17 protein-coding genes, 1 tRNA gene and 2 pseudogenes are annotated in these 16,778 nt (G+C 72.4%); 10 read left to right on the top strand and 10 right to left on the bottom strand.

What is annotated here, in order from left to right; translation table 11 throughout:
• Nucleotides 1-113 precede the first annotated feature (113 nt).
• Together ACWD01_RS21180 and ACWD01_RS21185 are read left to right on the top strand one after the other, a co-directional pair.
• Nucleotides 114-1,097: an aldo/keto reductase gene (locus tag ACWD01_RS21180; RefSeq protein ID WP_356895196.1), complete on the top strand. Its 984-nt coding sequence runs from the start codon at nucleotides 114-116 to the stop codon at nucleotides 1,095-1,097.
• Between the two features lie 419 nt (nucleotides 1,098-1,516).
• Complete coding sequence (locus ACWD01_RS21185) at nucleotides 1,517-3,850, top strand: ATP-binding domain-containing protein (protein WP_451164145.1); 2,334 nt, start codon at nucleotides 1,517-1,519, stop codon at nucleotides 3,848-3,850.
• Nucleotides 3,851-3,925: 75 nt separating this feature from the next.
• On the opposite strand, the gene ACWD01_RS21190 is transcribed toward ACWD01_RS21185, so the two are convergent.
• Nucleotides 3,926-4,585: a hypothetical protein gene (locus ACWD01_RS21190; protein ID WP_451164017.1), complete on the bottom strand. Its 660-nt coding sequence runs from the start codon at nucleotides 4,583-4,585 to the stop codon at nucleotides 3,926-3,928.
• 47 nt (nucleotides 4,586-4,632) lie between these two features.
• Here ACWD01_RS21190 and ACWD01_RS21195 point away from each other — a divergent pair, with 47 nt between their 5' ends.
• A complete protein-coding gene (locus ACWD01_RS21195; protein ID WP_451164019.1) occupies nucleotides 4,633-4,821 on the top strand; it encodes a DUF5703 family protein in 189 nt (62 codons plus the stop codon).
• Nucleotides 4,822-4,977: 156 nt separating this feature from the next.
• On the opposite strand, the gene ACWD01_RS21200 is transcribed toward ACWD01_RS21195, so the two are convergent.
• The 3 genes from ACWD01_RS21200 to ACWD01_RS21210 all read right to left on the bottom strand — a co-directional run bounded on the left by ACWD01_RS21200 (nucleotide 4,978) and on the right by ACWD01_RS21210 (nucleotide 7,639).
• Nucleotides 4,978-5,733 carry a chaplin family protein gene (locus ACWD01_RS21200; RefSeq protein WP_451164021.1) on the bottom strand — a complete coding sequence of 252 codons (756 nt, stop codon included), beginning with the start codon at nucleotides 5,731-5,733 and terminating at the stop codon, nucleotides 4,978-4,980.
• Nucleotides 5,734-5,876: 143 nt separating this feature from the next.
• On the bottom strand, nucleotides 5,877-6,110 hold the full coding sequence (locus tag ACWD01_RS21205) for a chaplin (protein WP_451164023.1): 234 nt from the start codon (nucleotides 6,108-6,110) through the stop codon (nucleotides 5,877-5,879).
• Nucleotides 6,111-6,313: 203 nt separating this feature from the next.
• Nucleotides 6,314-7,639, bottom strand: a complete 1,326-nt coding sequence (locus ACWD01_RS21210) for a M20/M25/M40 family metallo-hydrolase (RefSeq protein ID WP_451164025.1) — start codon at nucleotides 7,637-7,639, stop codon at nucleotides 6,314-6,316.
• A gap of 187 nt (nucleotides 7,640-7,826) precedes the next feature.
• Here ACWD01_RS21210 and ACWD01_RS21215 point away from each other — a divergent pair.
• Nucleotides 7,827-7,914 (top strand) — tRNA-Leu (locus ACWD01_RS21215).
• A 104-nt stretch (nucleotides 7,915-8,018) separates the two neighbouring features.
• Here the strand turns inward: ACWD01_RS21215 and ACWD01_RS21220 are convergent.
• Nucleotides 8,019-8,177, bottom strand: a pseudogene (locus ACWD01_RS21220) (DUF6879 family protein); the annotation flags it as partial.
• A 283-nt stretch (nucleotides 8,178-8,460) separates the two neighbouring features.
• Here ACWD01_RS21220 and ACWD01_RS21225 point away from each other — a divergent pair.
• The 4 genes and pseudogenes from ACWD01_RS21225 to ACWD01_RS21240 all read left to right on the top strand — a co-directional run bounded on the left by ACWD01_RS21225 (nucleotide 8,461) and on the right by ACWD01_RS21240 (nucleotide 10,822).
• Nucleotides 8,461-9,066 (top strand): TetR/AcrR family transcriptional regulator, encoded by a 606-nt coding sequence (locus tag ACWD01_RS21225; RefSeq protein ID WP_451164027.1) that lies wholly within the window; start codon nucleotides 8,461-8,463, stop codon nucleotides 9,064-9,066.
• On the top strand, nucleotides 9,066-9,392 hold the full coding sequence (locus tag ACWD01_RS21230; protein ID WP_451164029.1) for a DMT family transporter: 327 nt from the start codon (nucleotides 9,066-9,068) through the stop codon (nucleotides 9,390-9,392). Before ACWD01_RS21225 ends, ACWD01_RS21230 begins: the two co-directional genes overlap by 1 nt.
• A gap of 38 nt (nucleotides 9,393-9,430) precedes the next feature.
• A pseudogene (locus ACWD01_RS21235) lies at nucleotides 9,431-9,802 on the top strand (DUF5360 family protein); the annotation flags it as partial.
• A 75-nt stretch (nucleotides 9,803-9,877) separates the two neighbouring features.
• On the top strand, nucleotides 9,878-10,822 hold the full coding sequence (locus ACWD01_RS21240; protein ID WP_451164147.1) for an RluA family pseudouridine synthase: 945 nt from the start codon (nucleotides 9,878-9,880) through the stop codon (nucleotides 10,820-10,822).
• Here ACWD01_RS21240 and ACWD01_RS21245 read toward each other — a convergent pair.
• The 3 genes from ACWD01_RS21245 to ACWD01_RS21255 are packed head-to-tail and all read right to left on the bottom strand — an operon-like array spanning nucleotide 10,795 to nucleotide 13,271.
• Complete coding sequence (locus ACWD01_RS21245) at nucleotides 10,795-11,424, bottom strand: MBL fold metallo-hydrolase (RefSeq protein ID WP_451164031.1); 630 nt, start codon at nucleotides 11,422-11,424, stop codon at nucleotides 10,795-10,797. The two genes, ACWD01_RS21240 and ACWD01_RS21245, sit on opposite strands and share 28 nt — an antisense overlap.
• Nucleotides 11,424-12,512, bottom strand: a complete 1,089-nt coding sequence (locus ACWD01_RS21250) for an S-(hydroxymethyl)mycothiol dehydrogenase (RefSeq protein ID WP_451164033.1) — start codon at nucleotides 12,510-12,512, stop codon at nucleotides 11,424-11,426. The genes ACWD01_RS21245 and ACWD01_RS21250 overlap by 1 nt, the downstream gene beginning before the upstream one ends.
• Before the next feature lie 57 nt (nucleotides 12,513-12,569).
• Nucleotides 12,570-13,271, bottom strand: coding sequence for a FadR/GntR family transcriptional regulator (locus tag ACWD01_RS21255; protein ID WP_451164035.1), 702 nt, complete (start codon nucleotides 13,269-13,271; stop codon nucleotides 12,570-12,572).
• 152 nt (nucleotides 13,272-13,423) lie between these two features.
• Between ACWD01_RS21255 and ACWD01_RS21260 the strand changes: the two genes are divergently transcribed.
• Nucleotides 13,424-13,933 carry a gluconokinase gene (locus tag ACWD01_RS21260; RefSeq protein WP_451164037.1) on the top strand — a complete coding sequence of 170 codons (510 nt, stop codon included), beginning with the start codon at nucleotides 13,424-13,426 and terminating at the stop codon, nucleotides 13,931-13,933.
• 9 nt (nucleotides 13,934-13,942) lie between these two features.
• Nucleotides 13,943-15,340 carry a GntT/GntP/DsdX family permease gene (locus ACWD01_RS21265; protein ID WP_451164039.1) on the top strand — a complete coding sequence of 466 codons (1,398 nt, stop codon included), beginning with the start codon at nucleotides 13,943-13,945 and terminating at the stop codon, nucleotides 15,338-15,340.
• Here ACWD01_RS21265 and ACWD01_RS21270 read toward each other — a convergent pair.
• Together ACWD01_RS21270 and ACWD01_RS21275 are read right to left on the bottom strand one after the other, a co-directional pair.
• Nucleotides 15,326-15,988 (bottom strand): cytochrome b/b6 domain-containing protein, encoded by a 663-nt coding sequence (locus ACWD01_RS21270; protein WP_451164041.1) that lies wholly within the window; start codon nucleotides 15,986-15,988, stop codon nucleotides 15,326-15,328. The genes ACWD01_RS21265 and ACWD01_RS21270 overlap by 15 nt on opposite strands.
• Nucleotides 15,930-16,595: a molybdopterin-dependent oxidoreductase gene (locus ACWD01_RS21275; protein WP_451164149.1), complete on the bottom strand. Its 666-nt coding sequence runs from the start codon at nucleotides 16,593-16,595 to the stop codon at nucleotides 15,930-15,932. Before ACWD01_RS21275 ends, ACWD01_RS21270 begins: the two co-directional genes overlap by 59 nt.
• Nucleotides 16,596-16,778: the final 183 nt, after the last annotated feature.

Raw genomic sequence — 16,778 nt, forward strand, 5'->3', positions numbered from 1 at the left:
TGATCAGTAACGTGCCTGTGCCGGGACTCTAGCGCGGGGCGGCGCTTCCGGGGAGGGGCGCGTTGTCCACAGGCTCTCTCAGGGTGCGCCTCTGGCCAGTAATCTCAGCGCCCATGGAGCAGAGGCATCTCGGCCGCACCGGCCTGCGCGTGTCCCGGATCGGGCTCGGCACCCTGACCTGGGGCCGGGACACCGACGAGCACGACGCCGCCGACCAGTTGAAGGTCTTCTGGGAGGCCGGCGGGACGCTGGTCGACACCGCCGATGTGTACGGCGGCGGGGAGGCCGAGTATCTGCTGGGCCAGTCGGTCGAACGGCTGGTGCCCCGCGCGGACCTGGTGATCGCCACGAAGGCCGGCAGCGTGCCGGACCCCGACCGGCGCTTCGACGGCTCACGCGGCCATCTGCTCGCCGCGCTCGACGCGTCGCTGGCGCGGCTCGGCACGGACTACGTGGACCTGTGGCAGATCCACGCCTTCGACCCCGGCACGCCGCTCGAGGAGACGCTCCAGGCCCTCGACATCGCGGTCAGCAGCGGCCGGGCGCGGTACGCCGGCGTGTCGAACTTCAGCGGCTGGCAGCTGGCGAAGGCGGCGACCTGGCAGCTCGCCTCGCCGGGTACCCGCACCCGGCTGGCGAGCACCCAGATGGAGTACTCGCTCCTCCAGCGGGGCGTGGAGCGGGAGGTGCTGCCGGCGGCGCTCGACCTGGGGGTGGGCCTGCTGCCGTCGTCACCGCTGGGGCGCGGCGTGCTCACCGGCAAGTACCGGACCGCCACGCCGTCCGACTCCCGGGGCGCCTCCGAACAGATGGCGGCCTTCGTGGAGCCGTACCTCGACGAGGCGGCGAGCAGCATCGTCGACGCGGTCGCGACGGCGGCGGACGGACTGGCGGCGACGCCGCTGGAGGTGGCGCTGGCGTGGGTCCGCGACCGGCCGGGGGTGGTGGCACCGATCGTCGGCGCGCGCAATTCTCAGCAGCTGAGCGCGGCGTTGTCAGTGGAGGCGCTTACTCTTCCTGACGAGATCTGCCAGGCGCTCGACGATGTGTCGGCGCCCGTGCACCGCTATCCCGACCAGGACTGGAGCACGCTGTGACTGCGCGTCCCCGGGGGACCTCCCCCGGCCCCCCCGCCGACTCCACCCCTCCCCCGGCGGACCCCGCGGAGGGTTTGGGCGTGGAGGGCACCGGCCTCGCCGCGCCCGCTGACGCGTCGGACGCGTCGGACGCGTCGGACGCCGAAGGCGTCGCGGGCGGGACCGGCGAGGCGGGCGCGGACCCGGCCGCCGGCACAGACGCGGCCGACGCCGACGAGGCAGCCGGCCTGGCCGCCGAAGGGGCTGCGGGAGTGGAGGACACAGGCGGGACGGACGCCGACCTGGCCGACGCTGAGGTAGCTGGGCCGGCGGGCAGCACCGGCGGGGCGGACGAGGCTGTCAGCGTCGAGGAAACCGCCGTCGCCGACGCGACAGGCGCTGACGAGGTAGCGGGCTCGGGCAAGGAGGAGGCTGGGGGAGTGGAGGACACAGGCGGGACGAACGCCGACGGGGCGGACGCGGTCGGCAGCACCGACGCCGCAGGCGGCGAAGGCCAGGCGGAAGCCAACCCGGCCAACGAGGCGAACGCGGCCGACGCTGACGAGGCGGACGCCGAAGGCGTCGCCGGCGCATCGGAAGCCGGCACGGCCGCCGAAGCGGCAACGGCCGGCGCCGACCAGCCAGCAGGCCCGGCCGACCACGAGGCTGCGGCGGTGGAGGACACCGACGCGACGGGCACCGGACGCGGGGCGGACGGCGACGAGCCCGGCAGCACCGCCGCGGCGGACGCCGAAGGCGTCGCGGGTGGTGCGGGCTCCGGGCTGAGTGAGGTCGAGATCGAGATCGCCGCGCAGCGGGAGCTGCGGGAGCGGATCGCGCAGCGGAAGGCGGAGCGGGAGGGGCCCATCGCCAGTGGGACGAAGCTCAGTGGGAAGGCCGCCGATCTGCTCGCCGCCGTGCGGGCCGTGGAGAGCGGCGAGAAGCCGGACCCGGCCTCCTTCGGGTCCCCCGCTCCCGAGCCGCCGCGGCGGGCCGCTCCCATGCCGGCTCCGGCCGCACGCCCGGCACGGCGGCCGCAGGCCGAGCCGGATCCGGACGCCGTCGCCGCCGTGCGCGGCCTGCTCGTGAAGGGCGGCGCGCCCGAGGGGCTCGCCGGGCAGGCCGCCGAGGTCCTGGGCGAGGCGGCCGGTGACGTGCTCGCCGAGGACCCCTGGCAGCTGCTCGCCGTGCCGGGCGTGCGGCCGGAGCAGGCGGACGGGTTCGCCCGTGCGCTGCTCGGCCCGGAGGCCGGGCCCGGCGACGAGCGCCGGACCTCGGCGCTCGTCACGTGGCTGCTGGAGCGCGCCGCTCTCCTGGGGCACACGGCCCTCGACGCACCGGCCGTACGGGCCGCGCTCGCGGAGCGGTCGGTGCCCGATCCGGACGGAGCCGTACAGCAGGCCGTCGCGGACGGCACCGTCCTGGTTTTCCAGGACGGGGTCGACGAGAACGGGGGCGAGGAGGACGAGGAGCACGCCGCCCCGCCCGTGCCCGTGCTGCTGGGGCTCGACCGGTACGCGATGGCGGAGGAAAGCCTCGCGGACGGCCTTGCCAGGCTGGTCAGGACCGGGCCGGCCGATGTCTGGGAGGGGCCGGAGCTCGTACGGGCCGCGGGGGCGCACGGTCTGGTCGTGCACACCGGCGGTGAGGCCTCCCGCGCCGAGCCCGTCGCCCTCGCGGAGACCGCCCGCCGCCTCGGTCTGCGGGCCGTCGTGGCCGTGCACGCGGAGAACGGCGTGCGCAGGCTCGGACCGGACGTCGGCGCCGTGACCGTCGCCGCCCTGCTGGACGGCTCCGCGGGACCCGGCCGTGACGCGGACGGCGCGTTCGCGCTCGACCTGCTCGTCGTACTGGACGCACCACAGCTGGACGTGGAGGCCGCCGCGATGCTGGTGGAGTCCATGCCGGACGGCGGTCGGCTCGTCCTCGGCGGCGACCCGGGCGTGCTCGCCGGCGCGGGTGCGGGCCGGGTGTTCCAGGACCTGCTGGCGGCCCGGGTGTGCCCGCAGATCGCGTCGCGTACGCCCGACCCCGGTCCGCTCGGCGAGCTGGTGTCGGGCATCGGCATCGGCGAGCTGAACCAGGTCGCGGCCCCGGGCAAGGAGGTCGTGATCGTCCCGGTGCGGGACGCGGGCGAGGCCGTGCACCGTACGGTCCAGCTGGTCGCCGACTCGGTGCCGCGGGCCATCGGGGTGCCCGCCGAGCAGACCCAGGTCGTCACGGTGGGGCACGGCGGCTCCGCGGGCACCCGCGAGCTCAACGCGGCGCTCAAGCAGCGCCTCAACCCCGGCGGCGGACGTTTCGGCGGCTTCGATCCCGGCGACCGGGTCGCCTACTCGCAGGCGCCCGGCCGGACGCTCATGGGCACCGTCGTCTCGGCGGACGCGTCCGGGCTGCATCTGGACTGTGATGGCGTCCGGACGGTCGTGCCGAGGGAGCGGGTCGAGTCGGCGCTGCGCCACGGCTGGGCACTCACCGCACACCAGGCCGCCGGCTTGCGCTGGCCGGCCGTGGTCGCCGTGCTGCCGGGCGACGCGGCGCAGGCGCTGAGCAGGCCGTGGGTGTACACGGCGTTCGGCCGGGCCGAGCGGCATCTGTCGGTGGTGCACGGCGTGGACCAGGCGCTCCCGCAGGCGGTCGCCGAGCGCCCGGGCCCGCAGCGCACCACACGGCTGCGGACGCTGCTGGAGGGCCTGCTCGCCGAGCCGGCGCCCCAGCCACAGGGACAGGGACAGGGACAGCAGCCGCAGGAACCGGCACAGCAGGCCCGGTGAACGGCCCCGGCCCGGGACGACCCAGTGTGGGTCGTCCCGGGCCGGGAACGGCGAACGGTGAACGGCACAGGCCGGTCAGGTCTCGTCGTCGGACTCCACCAGCTCCTCGCGCAGCTCGTCCTCGTCGAAGACGGAGCTGACGTCGAACCGGCAGACGACCTGCTCGGGGTCGGCCTGGTCGAAGGGCACGCTCAGCCACTCCCCCGGCTCCGGAAGCTCGTCGGCGGCGGCCACCCACAGCGTGGAGTCGCCCTCCTCGAGACCGAACTCCTTGTGCCGTGAGGCGATTTCGTCCGGCTCGAACTCGCCGAAGAGCACCCCGAGAGCCGCGTGCACGCTGGCGCCGACGACCGGCGCGGTCAGCACGTCCTCGTCCCCGTCCCGCTCGAGGTCCGCGATGCGCTGCGCCTGTGCCAGCAGCCGCTTGGGCTCCACCACGGCGTAGTCCCGGCGGATCAGGACGCTCAGCGCGTTCGGCTCCTCGGGTCCCGCGTACGGCGGCAGGGAATCGTCCGCGCCGGGGATCTCGAAGGGGGTCACCTCGTCATAGCGGTCGTAGAGCCGCTCGTCGTACGCCTCGGCGGCCGCGGCGAGCTCGTTGAAGGCTTCGTAGACGGCCGGGTCGTCGTCTCCGGTGCGGTTCTCGACCGCCTCGAGGTGACGGTCCAGTGCGGCTTTGACCGCCTCGGCGGCGGCACGTACCTCGGCAGCGGTGGGCTGCGCAGCATCAGACATAGTGCAGACGCTATCCGTACCGGGGCGCTGCCCGCACAATAGATGCGATGCCGGAATACGAATTTGTCGACGTGTACGTGCCGCGCGGGGTCTCCCGCACGGAAGCGACCCGTCTGCTGACCGACCATGCCGAGTACGGACACTGGGAGTTGGACCGACTGACCCTGCACCGTGACGGCAGCCGCAGAGTGCGGCTGCGCCGGCGCATCATCCGGCAGGTGCGCGCCACCTGGTGACCGGGACCTGGGACACGTCACGGAGCGGGCCCCGCGACTGCGGGGCCCGCTCCGTGACGTGTTGAGGGCAGAACGCCAGGACACGACCACGGCCGTATCCTGAGCGGTCGGGTCCGGCCCTGGTCTGACCATGACCGGACCTCGGCCGCCGCTCGCCTAGCCGGCCGCGCGCGACCGTCGGTAGAGCACCGTTCCGGCGAGCAGCAGGCCCACGCCCGCCGGCGCCAGCACGTCGAGCGCGTCCATGCCGGTCTCCGCGAGTACCGCGCCGCCACCGTCACGCTGTGTCACGGCCTGGGCGTCGGGCGTGTTCGGAAGGTTCGACGTCCCGGGCGTACTCGGGGTTTCCGGAGTGTTCGGCGTCCCGGGCGTATTCGGGGTTTCCGGAGTGTTCGGCGTCCCGGGCGTATTCGGGGTTTCCGGAGTGTTCGGCGTCCCGGGCTCCTCCGGGCTGCCGGGCTCCTCCGGGTTCACAGGCGGTGTGGCGCCCGAGCCGCTCGCGCACTCGTTGCCGAACGCGGGGTTGAGCAGCCCGCCGACGTCGACGCTGTTGCCACAGACGTTGACCGGTGCGTCGACCGGCAGCTGAACCTGGTTGCCCGAGGCGATGCCGGGCGAGTCGCTCGCCTGGCCTTCCGCTCCGGAGCCGCCACCGCTGTCCCCGGACCCGGAGACATTGGCGCACTGGTTGCCGAACGTGGGGTTGAGCAGCCCGATCACATCGACGGTGTTGCCGCAGATGTTCACCGGGACGTGTACCGGTGCCTGGACCGAGTTGCCGGACAGCACGCCCGGCGAGTTCGAGGCTTCCCCGTGCGCCCCGGCGCCCGCCTGCGCGTAGCCGCCGCCGAGAGCGAGTACGCCGCCCGCAGCAGCCACGGTGATCAGGCCTTTACGCGTGACCTGTCGCATGTCTTGATGCCCTGCCTTCCAGCTTCACGAATGACCCTGGGCACATGCCGAGGGTTGGGAGAAGCGGGCGGCTCCGGAGTGCATGGCGCGCACTCCGGAGCCGCCCGAATCACTGCCGGCCCTACGCGGGCCGAGCCACAACGTCAGGCGGTGACGCAGGCGTTGCCGAAGGCGGGGTTCAGCAGGCCGATGACGTCGGCCGTGTTGCCGCACAGGTTCACGGGCACGTGGACCGGCACCTGGAGCTGGTTGCCCGACAGCACGCCGGGGGAGCCCACAGCGGAACCGCTGGCGCCCGCGTCAGCCATGGCCATGCCCGCACCGGCGAGCAGCAGACCGCTGGTGGCAGCCGCAGTCGCGACGACCTTCTTGATCATTATTCCTCCTGTTGGCAAATGCGGTCCCAGCCGCGGACCGCAACACCTGTAACGAGGAGGAACCACCGGGGCTACGAGTCGTCACCCCCATTCACTCTTTCCAGTCATCTGCGCACATGCTGGCGATTATCGGAGCGTCATCCGAACACCCGGAAAGTCCGCGGCAGCCGACGTCGGCACTGGTCGATCCGGCACCGGCCGATTCAGCACTGGTCGATGAACCGGTCGAGGACCCGCACGCCGAACTTGAGGCCGTCCACCGGCACCCGCTCGTCCACGCCGTGGAACATCCCGGCGAAGTCCAGCTCCGGCGGCAGCTTGAGCGGCGCGAAGCCGAAGCAGCGGATGCCGAGATCGTCGAAGGACTTGGCGTCGGTACCGCCGGAGAGCATGTACGGTACGGCCCTCGCGATCGGGTCCTCCGCCTTCAGCGCCACCTGCATGGCGTCCACCAGCTCCCCGTCGAAGCTGGTCTCCAGCGCCTTGTCGCCGTGCACGTCCTCGCGCCTGACCCGGGGGCCGAGCAGCCGATCCAGCTCCGTGAGGAACTCCTCCTCGTAGCCCGGCAGGAAACGGCCGTCCACGTGCGCGGTCGCCTGGCCCGGGATGACGTTCACCTTGTAGCCGGCGCCGAGCATGGTGGGGGCCGCGGAGTTGCGCAGGGTGGCGCCGACCATCTTGGCGATGCCGCCGAGCTTGGCGAGGGTCGCGTCCATGTCCTCGGGGTCGAGTGGTGTGCCGAGGGCGTCGGACAGCTCGTCCAGGAAGGACCGCACGGTCTTGGTGACCCGCACCGGCCAGGTGTGGCGGCCGAGTCGGCCGACGGCCTCGCACAGCTCGGTGATGGCGTTGTCGTTGTTGGTCATCGAGCCGTGGCCGGCGGTGCCATCCACGGTCAGGCGCATCCAGTGCATGCCCTTCTGCGCCGTCTCCACCAGATACAGCCGCAGGTTCTCGTTGACGGTGAAGGAGAAGCCGCCGACCTCGCCGACGGCCTCGGTGACGCCCTCGAAGAGGGCCGGGTGCTTGTCGACCAGATACCGGGCGCCGTAGGTGCCGCCGGCCTCCTCGTCGGCGAGGAAGGCGAGGACGACGTCCCGCGGGGGCTTGCGGCCGCTGCGCAGCCTGTCCCGTACGACCGCGAGCGTCATCGCGTCCATGTCCTTCATGTCGACCGCGCCCCGGCCCCACACGCAGTCCTCGGCGATCTCGCCGGAGAAGGGGTGGTGGGTCCAGTCGTCCGCGTTCGCGGGGACCACGTCGAGGTGGCCATGGATGAGCAGCGCGGGCCGGGACGGGTCCTCGCCCTCGATGCGGGCCACGGTGGAGGCGCGCCCCTTGTGGGACTCGAGGATCTGCGGCTCCAGGCCGACCTCGGCGAGCTTTTCCGCGACGTACTCGGCGGCGGCGCGCTCACCCGGCCCGGAGTGGTCGCCGTAGTTGCTGGTGTCGATCCTGATCAGCTCACGGCAGAGATCGACGACCTCGTCCTCGCCCGTGACCGCCCGGGCTGTGTTCGACTCGCTCACGCTGATTCCTCCCGCTGTCGCTGCTGGTGGTCCGGGCTCATCCTCTCGCCATCGTGCTCCCGGCCCAAGGGCGGCCACCGGCCCTTTGCCCGGCGGGCGGCGGGTGCGGGGGCGTGATCGAGCGGTGTCGAATGTTTGCTATGGTTTTCCACGTCGGAACGGCCCAGGGCCGCGAGACAGACACCTTGTCCGGGTGGCGGAATGGCAGACGCGCTAGCTTGAGGTGCTAGTGCCCTTTATCGGGCGTGGGGGTTCAAGTCCCCCCTCGGACACCAGCAAAGACCCCAGTTCATCTGGGGTCTTTCGCATTTCTGGGCGATGGCGTGACCAACCACGGGACCAACGGCCCCGCGAATTCCCAGGTCAGACCAGGGACGACATCGAACATCCACCAGTCGGTTCCCGCCAGCGGCAGCCCGCAGTCGTCCTGGGTGACGTCCAGGACGCGGATGTCCTCCCCAGCCTGCATGTTGCCGGGGATACCCCAGGCGAACCGATACCGCTGGTACTCGGTCAGCGGCTGCCGCACGATCCGTACGCCCTTGACGCCCTCCGGCCTCACCCCGGCAAGGCCCCGCAGGGCCCGCATCGCCTTCGTGCGATGCGCGATTGATCTGCGTCGGGCCGGAAGTTCGGTGCGCGCTGCGGGAATCCCCGAACATCCACCAGTGGCTGCCTCCTCGGACGCAGGGCGTGAGCGGGTCCGAGTGGTCGGGCGCCACGCGCCTCGCCACCGGCGTCCTGCGGGCGCACCCGGTGCTACGCTGCATTCGACCGTCCAGACGGTCGGCCGGTGGATCGGACGAGAGACAGGCGGAACAGTGCGCGATCGACTCCTCGACGCCGTGGAGCGACTGCTGGTCAAGGGCGGTGTGGACGCGGTCCGGCTGGACGCCGTCGCCGCGGAGGCGGGCGTGAGCAAGGGCGGTCTGCTCCACCACTTCCCGAGCAAGCGCGCTCTCGTCGCGGGTGTGGTGCAGCGGCTGGTCGACAGGTTCGAGGCGGCACTGCCGGGCCCGGGAGCGCCGGCCGGCGCGTTCACCACCGCCTGGCTCGACGCCTCGATCCCGCAGGAGTCGCCGGAGCCCGGCAGGGCCGGTCCCGACGAGGTGCCCATAGCGCTGCTCGCCGCGGCCGCCGGGCCGGAGGTGCTCGACGTCCTGCAGCGCCACTACCAGGAGTGGCAGGAGCGGCTGGACGCGGACGGGCTGCCGTCCGGCGTCGCCACCCTCGTGCGCATGGCGGTGGACGGCTGGTGGACGGCGCGGCTGCTCGGCCTCGCCCCGCCGCACGGCGCGGCCCACGCCGAACTGCGCGGAATCGTCGGCGAGCTCATCGCCACGGGACGCGTCGGCGCAGGTCCGGGAGGCAAGGCCGACAACATCACGAGCACGGATCCCGTGGACACGGACGGGGTGGCGCACTGATGGGGGCACTGCTGGTCGCGGGAGCGATCGTCTCCGAGGTGATCGCGACCCTGTCGCTGCGTGCTTCGCACGGTCTGACCCGGCTCGGCCCGACCGCCCTGGTGGTCGTCGGCTACGGCGTCGCGTTCGTGTTGCTTGCGCAGGCACTCAAGACGCTCAACGTCGGTCCGGTGTACGCGATCTGGTCCGGCGTCGGCACGGTGGGCGCGTTCCTGGGCGGCGTCGTCCTCTTCGACGAGCCGGTCAAGCCCGCGACACTCATCGGGATCGCCCTCGTCATCATCGGCGTCGTCGTGATGTACGTGGGCGGCGGGATGGAGCACTGACGACGCGGGAGCGCGGTTTTCGCCTGGTGAAGTCGGCGATGCTCGTGACCGACCTGGCCTTCCTCGCCTACTGGTCCGCGTCGCTGCTGACCCTCGTCCCGGCCGGACACGCGTACAAGGACTTCGACGACCCGGTGATGAGCGACTGGAACTACTCGTTCCTGCCGCTGGACGTGGCCGCCGGTGCGACCGGGCTCGCGGCCCTGTATCTGCTGCGCGTCAAGGGCGCCGGGCGCTTCGCGCGCCACCGGGCGGCGTGGCGGCCGCTGATGCACGTGTCACTGACGCTGACGAGCACCGCCGGCCTGCAGGCCGTGGTGTTCTGGGCGCTGCGCGGGGACTGGTCGGTTGCCTGGTGGGTGCCCAATCTGTTCCTGCTGTTGTTCCCCGTCCCCGCGATCGTGCTGCTGATGCGGCAGGAGACCGGCCACAGCGGTCAGGACGGTACCCGAACGCCCGGGTCGGTGGGGCATACAGTCTCATCGGTGAGACGCAGAAACCGGGCGGCCGTCCCCGCCCCGCTCCCCCAGCGCGACGGCATCGACCCCGTGCGGCTGCGGCTGCCGGAGGACCCCGGCGGCCGCTGGCCGACCGTGCGCGACCATCTGCTGGACCGGTACGGGGCCGCCGTCGGCCCGGCCCGGGTGGAGTCGATGCTGCGGGACGGACGCTTCGTCGGCACGGACGGCCCGGTCGCCGGGGACGAGCCGTACACGGCGGGACGCCTTCTCTGGTTCCACCGGGACTTCCCCGCGGAGCGGCCGGTGCCCTTCGGGATCGGGATCGTGCACCGCGACGAGCACATCGTGATCGCCGACAAGCCGCACTTCCTCGCCACCACGCCGCGCGGCGGCCATGTGAAGGAGACGGCCGTGGCCAGGCTGCGCCGCGATCTCGGGCTGCCGGCGCTGCAGCCCGCGCACCGGCTGGACCGGCTGACGGCGGGCCTGGTGCTCTTCGTCGTACGGCCAGGGGACCGGGGCGCGTACCAGACGATGTTCCGCGACCGGCGGGTGCGCAAGGAGTACGAGGCGCTCGCGCCCCACGACCCGGCGGTGGCGCTGCCGCGGACCGTGCGGAGCCGGATCGTCAAGGAGCGCGGGGTGCTCGCGGCGCGGGAGGTGCCCGGCGAGCCGAACAGCGAGACCCGGATCGAGCTGCTCGGCGCGGACGCCGGGACCGGCCGGTACCGGCTGCTGCCGGCCACCGGCCGTACCCATCAGCTGCGGGTCCATATGAACGGCCTGGGGCTGCCGATCCTGAACGACCCGCTGTTCCCCGTCGTGCTGCCCGAGGCGCCGGAGGACTTCTCCCGCCCGCTGCAACTGCTGGCGAGGGCCCTGGAGTTCACCGACCCCGTCACCGGGGAGCGGCGCCGGTTCGAGAGCCGGCTGAGCCTGGCTCAGTGGCCCCGGTCCACCCACTCCTGAAGGTGCGGCGCCTCGGCGCCGATGGTGGTGGTGCCGCCGTGGCCGGTGCGGACGACGGTGTCCGGCGGCAGGGCGAGCAGCCGGTCTCGGATGGAGTCGATGATGGTCGGGAAGTGGGAGAACGACCGCCCGGTCGCGCCCGGACCGCCCTGGAACAGCGTGTCCCCGGTGAACACGGTGGCGAGGCCGGGGGCGTGGAGGCAGACGGCGCCGGGGGCGTGACCGGGAGTGTGCAGCACGGTCAGGGCGGTGTCCGCGACCGTGATCACCATGCCGTCGGTGAGGTCCCCGTCGGGGGCGCGTTCGGGATGGGTCTGCTTCCACAGGGGCAGGTCGTCCGGGTGGAGCAGGATCGGCGCGCCGGTGGCGGCGGCGAGCGCCGGGGCCGCGTCGATGTGGTCGTTGTGCGCGTGGGTGCAGACGACGGCGCGCAGTCTACGGCCGCCGAGTGCCGCGAGGATGGCCTCCGCGTCGTGGGCGGCGTCGACGACGATCGCCTCGGTGTCGTCGCCGACGATCCAGACGTTGTTGTCGACGTCCCAGGTGCCGCCGTCGAGCGAGAAGGTGCCAGAGGTGACCAGGTGGTCGATACGGGCCGCCATCAGAGCCGCACCACCGATCGCAGCACGTCGCCCTCGTGCATCCGGGCGAACGCCTTCTCGACGTCCCCGAGTCCGATGGTCTCCGTGACGAACGCGCCGAGGTCGATACGGCCCTGCTGGTGCAGGTCGACCAGCATCGGGAAGTCGCGGGAGGGCAGGCAGTCGCCGTACCAGGACGACTTGAGCGCGCCGCCGCGGCCGAAGACGTCCAGGAGCGGCAGTTCGAGCTTCATGTCCGGGGTCGGGACGCCGACCAGGACGACGGTACCGGCCAGGTCGCGGGCGTAGAAGGCCTGTTCGTACGTCTCCGGGCGGCCGACGGCCTCGATGACGACGTCCGCGCCGAAGCCGCCGGTGAGTTCGCGGATCGCCTCGACGGCGTCACCGGTACGGGAGTTGACGGTGTGGGTGGCGCCCATCCGCTTCGCGGTCTCGAGCTTGCGGTCGTCGATGTCGACGGCGATGATCGTCGCCGCTCCGGCGAGCCGGGCGCCGACGACGGCCGCGTCCCCGACGCCGCCGCAGCCGATGACGGCCACCGAGTCGCCGCGGCCGACCTGGCCGGTGTTGATGGCGGCGCCGATGCCGGCCATCACTCCGCAGCCGAGCAGGCCGGCCACGGCCGGGGAGACCGCCGGGTCGACCTTGGTGCACTGGCCCGCGGCGACCAGGGTCTTCTCGGCGAAGGCGCCGATGCCGAGGGCGGGCGACAGTTCGGCGCCCGACTCGGCGAGGGTCATCTTCTGCCGGGCGTTGTGGGTGTCGAAGCAGTACCAGGGCCGGCCGCGCAGACACGCCCGGCACCGGCCGCACACCGCGCGCCAGTTGAGGATCACGAAGTCCCCGGGCGCGACCTCGGTGACGCCGTCGCCGACCGACTCCACGACGCCGGCGGCCTCGTGGCCGAGCAGGAACGGGAACTCGTCGTTGATCCCGCCCTGCTTGTAGTGCAGATCGGTGTGGCAGACACCGCAGGCCTGCACCTTGACCACGGCCTCGCCCGGGCCCGGGTCGGGGATCGTGATCGTCTCCACCCGTACCGGCTCGTTCCTTCCGGGTGCGATCACACCTTGCACCTGCTGCGGCATCGCAGTACCTGCCCTTCCTCGCGCAGTTGACGTCGTCACCCACTATGACCCGTCACGTCAGGGCGCGAGGACGTCGAGCTCCTGAAGGGCGCCGACGGCGATCTCCCGGGTGAGCCGCTCGGCCCGTTCGGCGTCGCCCTCGCGGACGGCCTCGGCGACCTGCACATGCAGGGTGACCGCCGCCGGGTCGGGGTCGTCGAACATCACATGGTGGTGGGTGCGGCCGGCGAGCACCTCGGCGACGACGTCACCGAGCCGGGCGAACATCTCGTTGCCGGAGGCGTTGAGCACCACCCGGTGGAAGGCGATGTCGTGTTTCAGATACCCCTCGAGCTGCTGGCCGCGGGAGGTGGCGACCATGCCGAGCGCCTCCTCGGTCAGCGCCGCGCACTGCTCGGGGGTCGCGTTCACGGCGGCGAGGCCGGCCGCGACCGGTTCGACCGCGGAGCGGAGCACGGTGAGCGAGCGGAGCTGACGCGGACGGTCGCTGCCGGCGAGCCGCCAGCGGATGACGCGGGGGTCGAAGACGTTCCACTCCTCGGTGGGGCGCACCGTGACGCCGACGCGGCGCCGTGACTCCACGAGGTGCATGGACTCCAGGACGCGTACGACTTCCCGGACGACGGTGCGCGACACGTCGAAGCGCTGGGCCACCTCGTCGGTGCGCACCACGCTGCCCTGCGGATACTCGCCCGCGGTGATCGCCAGACCGAGGGTGTCGAGCACGTGCGTGTGGAGCCCTCGGCCTTCTGTGGTCATGGACAAAGGGTACGGCGCGTGATCACCGACCGACCCCTCGGCAACAAAAAGTATGACGTTTACGTCTCGCCCTCTTGAATACGTCGTACCTAATAGGTTTCAGTAGCGCGACGGACCGACGTCGAAGGTCGACGAGGACAGCGAGGAACGTAATGAGCACCCCCCACGTCGTCGTGGTGATGGGCGTGGCAGGGACCGGCAAGACCACGATCGGCCCCCTGCTCGCCGCCGCCCTGGGCGTCCCCTACGCCGAGGGCGACGACTTCCACCCCCCGGCGAACATCGCCAAGATGTCGGCCGGCGTCCCGCTGGACGACGAGGACCGCCGGCCGTGGCTCGACGCCGTCGGCGCGTGGGCCCACGGCAGGGCGGGGCTCGGCGGAGTGGTCTCCAGCTCCGCGCTCAAGCGTGAGTACCGCGACCGGCTGCGGGCGGCAGCGCCCGACGCCGTGTTCCTCCACCTCACCGGCAGCCGCGAGCTCGTCGAGCGGCGGATGGCGGAGCGCACGGGGCACTTCATGCCCACCGCGCTGCTGGACTCCCAGTTCGCGACCCTCCAGCCCCTGGAGGACGACGAGGCGGGCGTCGCCGTCGATGTGTCCGGAAGTCCCGAAGAAATCACCGAACGGGCCGTCGCCGCGCTGCGCGGGCTCGAAGACTAAGGAATCACCGTGACCAGTCTCAGCGTCGAGTCGCTGGCAGCGGACACCGTCGAACCGATCACCTCGGCGGGTAACGCACAGCTCGGCATCGCCGTCCTCGCGGGCATCGCCGCCATCGTGCTGCTCATCACCCGGTTCAAACTGCACCCCTTCCTCGCCCTGACCATCGGGTCGCTCGCGCTCGGCGCGCTCGCCGGGGCGCCGCTGGACGCGGCCATCGTCTCCTTCACCACCGGCCTCGGCTCGACCGTCGCGGGCGTCGGCGTGCTGATCGCCCTCGGCGCGATACTCGGCAAGCTGCTCGCCGACTCCGGCGGCGGCGACCAGATCGTCGACACGATCCTCGCCAGGGCGAGCGGGCGGTCCATGCCGTGGGCGATGGTCCTGATCGCCTCCATCATCGGACTTCCGCTCTTCTTCGAGGTCGGCATCGTCCTGCTGATCCCGGTCGTGCTGATGGTCGCCAAGCGCGGCAACTACTCGCTGATGCGGATCGGCGTCCCGGCGCTGGCCGGCCTCTCCGTGATGCACGGCCTCATCCCGCCGCACCCCGGCCCGCTCGTGGCCATCGACGCCATCGGCGCCAACCTCGGCGTGACGCTGGCGCTCGGCCTCGTCGTCGCCGTACCGACGGTGATCGTCGCCGGTCCGGTGTTCTCCAAGTACGCCGCGCGCTGGGTCGACATCCCCGCGCCCGAGAAGATGCTGCCGCAGCGTCCTTCGGAGGACCTGGAGAAGCGTCCCGGCTTCGGCGCGACCGTCGCCACGGTCCTGCTGCCCGTCGTCCTGATGATGGCGAAAGCCCTGGTCGACATCGTCGTGGACGACCCCGGGCACACCGTCCAGCGCGTCACCGACGTCATCGGCTCGCCGCTGATCGCACTCCTCGCCGCCGTGATCGTCGGCCTGTTCACCCTCGGCCGCGCCGCCGGATTCACCAAGGACCGCCTCGCCTCGACCGTCGAGAAGTCGCTCGCCCCGATCGCCGGCGTGCTGCTCATCGTCGGCGCCGGCGGCGGCTTCAAGCAGACACTGATCGACATCGGCGTCGGCCGGATGATCCTCGACTTCTCCGAGAACTGGGCCATCCCGACCCTGCTGCTCGCCTGGCTGATCGCCGTGGCGATCCGGCTGGCGACCGGCTCCGCGACCGTGGCGACGATCTCCGCGGCCGGCCTGGTCGCCCCGCTCGCCGCCGACATGTCGACCCCGCACGCCGCACTGCTGGTCCTGGCGATCGGCGCGGGCTCGCTCTTCTTCAGCCACGTCAACGACGCCGGCTTCTGGCTGGTGAAGGAGTACTTCGGGATGAGCGTCGGCCAGACGATCAAGACCTGGTCGGTGATGGAGACGATCATCTCGGTCGTCGGCATCGTCGTCGTCCTGCTGCTGTCACTCGTCCTCTAGCCACCGCGGGTGACGCTCCCGCGACCAGCGGCGCTCGACCGACCCGGTGCGCATGCCACGGCGTGCCTCCGGGTCGGCGAGCGCCATCGCGATGTGCCCGGCGACCGCGATCCCGACCGCGAGCGACAGCCAGTCGTGCACGAACGTCGCGCTCGTACGCCACACCAGCGGCGTGAGCCCGGTGAACCACATCACCAGTCCGGTCCCGAGCATGACCAGCGCAGCGCCGGCGATCCAGGCGGCGTAGATCTTCTGCCCGGCGTTGAACTTGCCCGCCGGGCGCGCGTCCGGGCCGTACCGGCGGCGGCGTACGGCCCGCAGCCACTCCCGGTCGTGCGGCGCGAAGCGGTTCAGCCGGCGCAGGTCCGTGCGGAACGGGCGGGAGGCCAGCCCGAGCAGGAACGGCGCCGGCAGCAGCAGCCCCGACCACTCGTGGACGGTCACCACGAGGTGGCGGCGGCCGACGAGTTCGGCGAGCTGGGGTACGTAGAGCACGGCCGCGGTCGCGACACAGATCAGCATCAGGGCGGCGGTGGTGCGGTGCACCCAGCGCTCGCCGCGGCTGAACCGGCGTCTGCGGCCGGTCCGTTCAGACGGTGGGCGTGTCGCTTCGGCCGTTGGACCGGCCGACCCAGGCGTCGACGTCATAGCCCCGCTCCTCCCAGTAGCCGGGGCGGACGGCATCGGTGACCGTGATCCCGGAGAGCCATTTCGCCGACTTGTAGAAGTACATCGGCGCCACATAGAGCCGTACCGGGCCGCCGTGCGAATGGCTGACCGGCTTGTCCTGCATCCGCAGCGCGACGAGGACGTCGTCACGGCGCGCCTGCGTGAGCGTCAGGCTCTCGCTGTACGTGCCGTCGAAGCAGGTGAAGCGGATCGCGCGGGCGGTCGGCCGTACGCCGGCGGCGTCCAGCAGGTCGGAGAGCCGTACGCCCTCGAACGGCGTGTCCGGCACCCGCCACCCGGTGACGCACTGCACGTCCCGCACGACGCGGGTCTGCGGCAGGGCCCGCAGGTCGGCGAGGGTGTACGTGGCCGGGTTCCGGACCAGGCCGTCGACGGTGAGGCGGTAGTCCTCTGCGCTCTTGCGGGGGACGGACGAGGCGACGGAGTAGTAGCGGAAGCCGCCGCCGTTCGGGAGCAGGCCGGTGAGCCCGGTCGGATCCTTGTCCGCGGCGGCCCCGAGGAAACCCTCCAGCCCGCGCTGCAGCGCCGGCGCGGCGACGACTCCGGCGGCGCCGAGGCCGAGCATGCCGAGGACGAGGCGGCGGCCGAGGGGTTTTCCGGCGTGGTCGGCGTCCGCGGACGGGTCCGGGGCGGGGCCGGCGGGGCGGTCTGTGGTCACGCTCCGATTCGAGCACCCGGCCGTCGGCGGGTCCAGGGCCCGGCGTCGTCCGTCAGACTTCCGTCACACTCCGGCGAGCAGCGTGAACGC

The organism is Streptomyces sp. NPDC002835 (assembly GCF_053591995.1).

Bases quoted from the DNA above. Each gene is read 5' to 3' on its own strand.
- ACWD01_RS21180 (WP_356895196.1), top strand. From the start codon at position 114: ATGGAGCAGAGGCATCTCGGCCGCACCGGCCTGCGCGTGTCCCGGATC.
- ACWD01_RS21190 (WP_451164017.1), bottom strand. From the start codon at position 4,585: ATGTCTGATGCTGCGCAGCCCACCGCTGCCGAGGTACGTGCCGCCGCC.
- ACWD01_RS21195 (WP_451164019.1), top strand. From the start codon at position 4,633: ATGCCGGAATACGAATTTGTCGACGTGTACGTGCCGCGCGGGGTCTCC.
- ACWD01_RS21200 (WP_451164021.1), bottom strand. From the start codon at position 5,733: ATGCGACAGGTCACGCGTAAAGGCCTGATCACCGTGGCTGCTGCGGGC.
- ACWD01_RS21205 (WP_451164023.1), bottom strand. From the start codon at position 6,110: ATGATCAAGAAGGTCGTCGCGACTGCGGCTGCCACCAGCGGTCTGCTG.
- ACWD01_RS21230 (WP_451164029.1), top strand. From the start codon at position 9,066: ATGGGGGCACTGCTGGTCGCGGGAGCGATCGTCTCCGAGGTGATCGCG.
- ACWD01_RS21245 (WP_451164031.1), bottom strand. From the start codon at position 11,424: ATGGCGGCCCGTATCGACCACCTGGTCACCTCTGGCACCTTCTCGCTC.
- ACWD01_RS21250 (WP_451164033.1), bottom strand. From the start codon at position 12,512: ATGCCGCAGCAGGTGCAAGGTGTGATCGCACCCGGAAGGAACGAGCCG.
- ACWD01_RS21255 (WP_451164035.1), bottom strand. From the start codon at position 13,271: ATGACCACAGAAGGCCGAGGGCTCCACACGCACGTGCTCGACACCCTC.
- ACWD01_RS21260 (WP_451164037.1), top strand. From the start codon at position 13,424: ATGAGCACCCCCCACGTCGTCGTGGTGATGGGCGTGGCAGGGACCGGC.
- ACWD01_RS21270 (WP_451164041.1), bottom strand. From the start codon at position 15,988: ATGACGTCGACGCCTGGGTCGGCCGGTCCAACGGCCGAAGCGACACGC.
- ACWD01_RS21275 (WP_451164149.1), bottom strand. From the start codon at position 16,595: ATGCTCGGCCTCGGCGCCGCCGGAGTCGTCGCCGCGCCGGCGCTGCAG.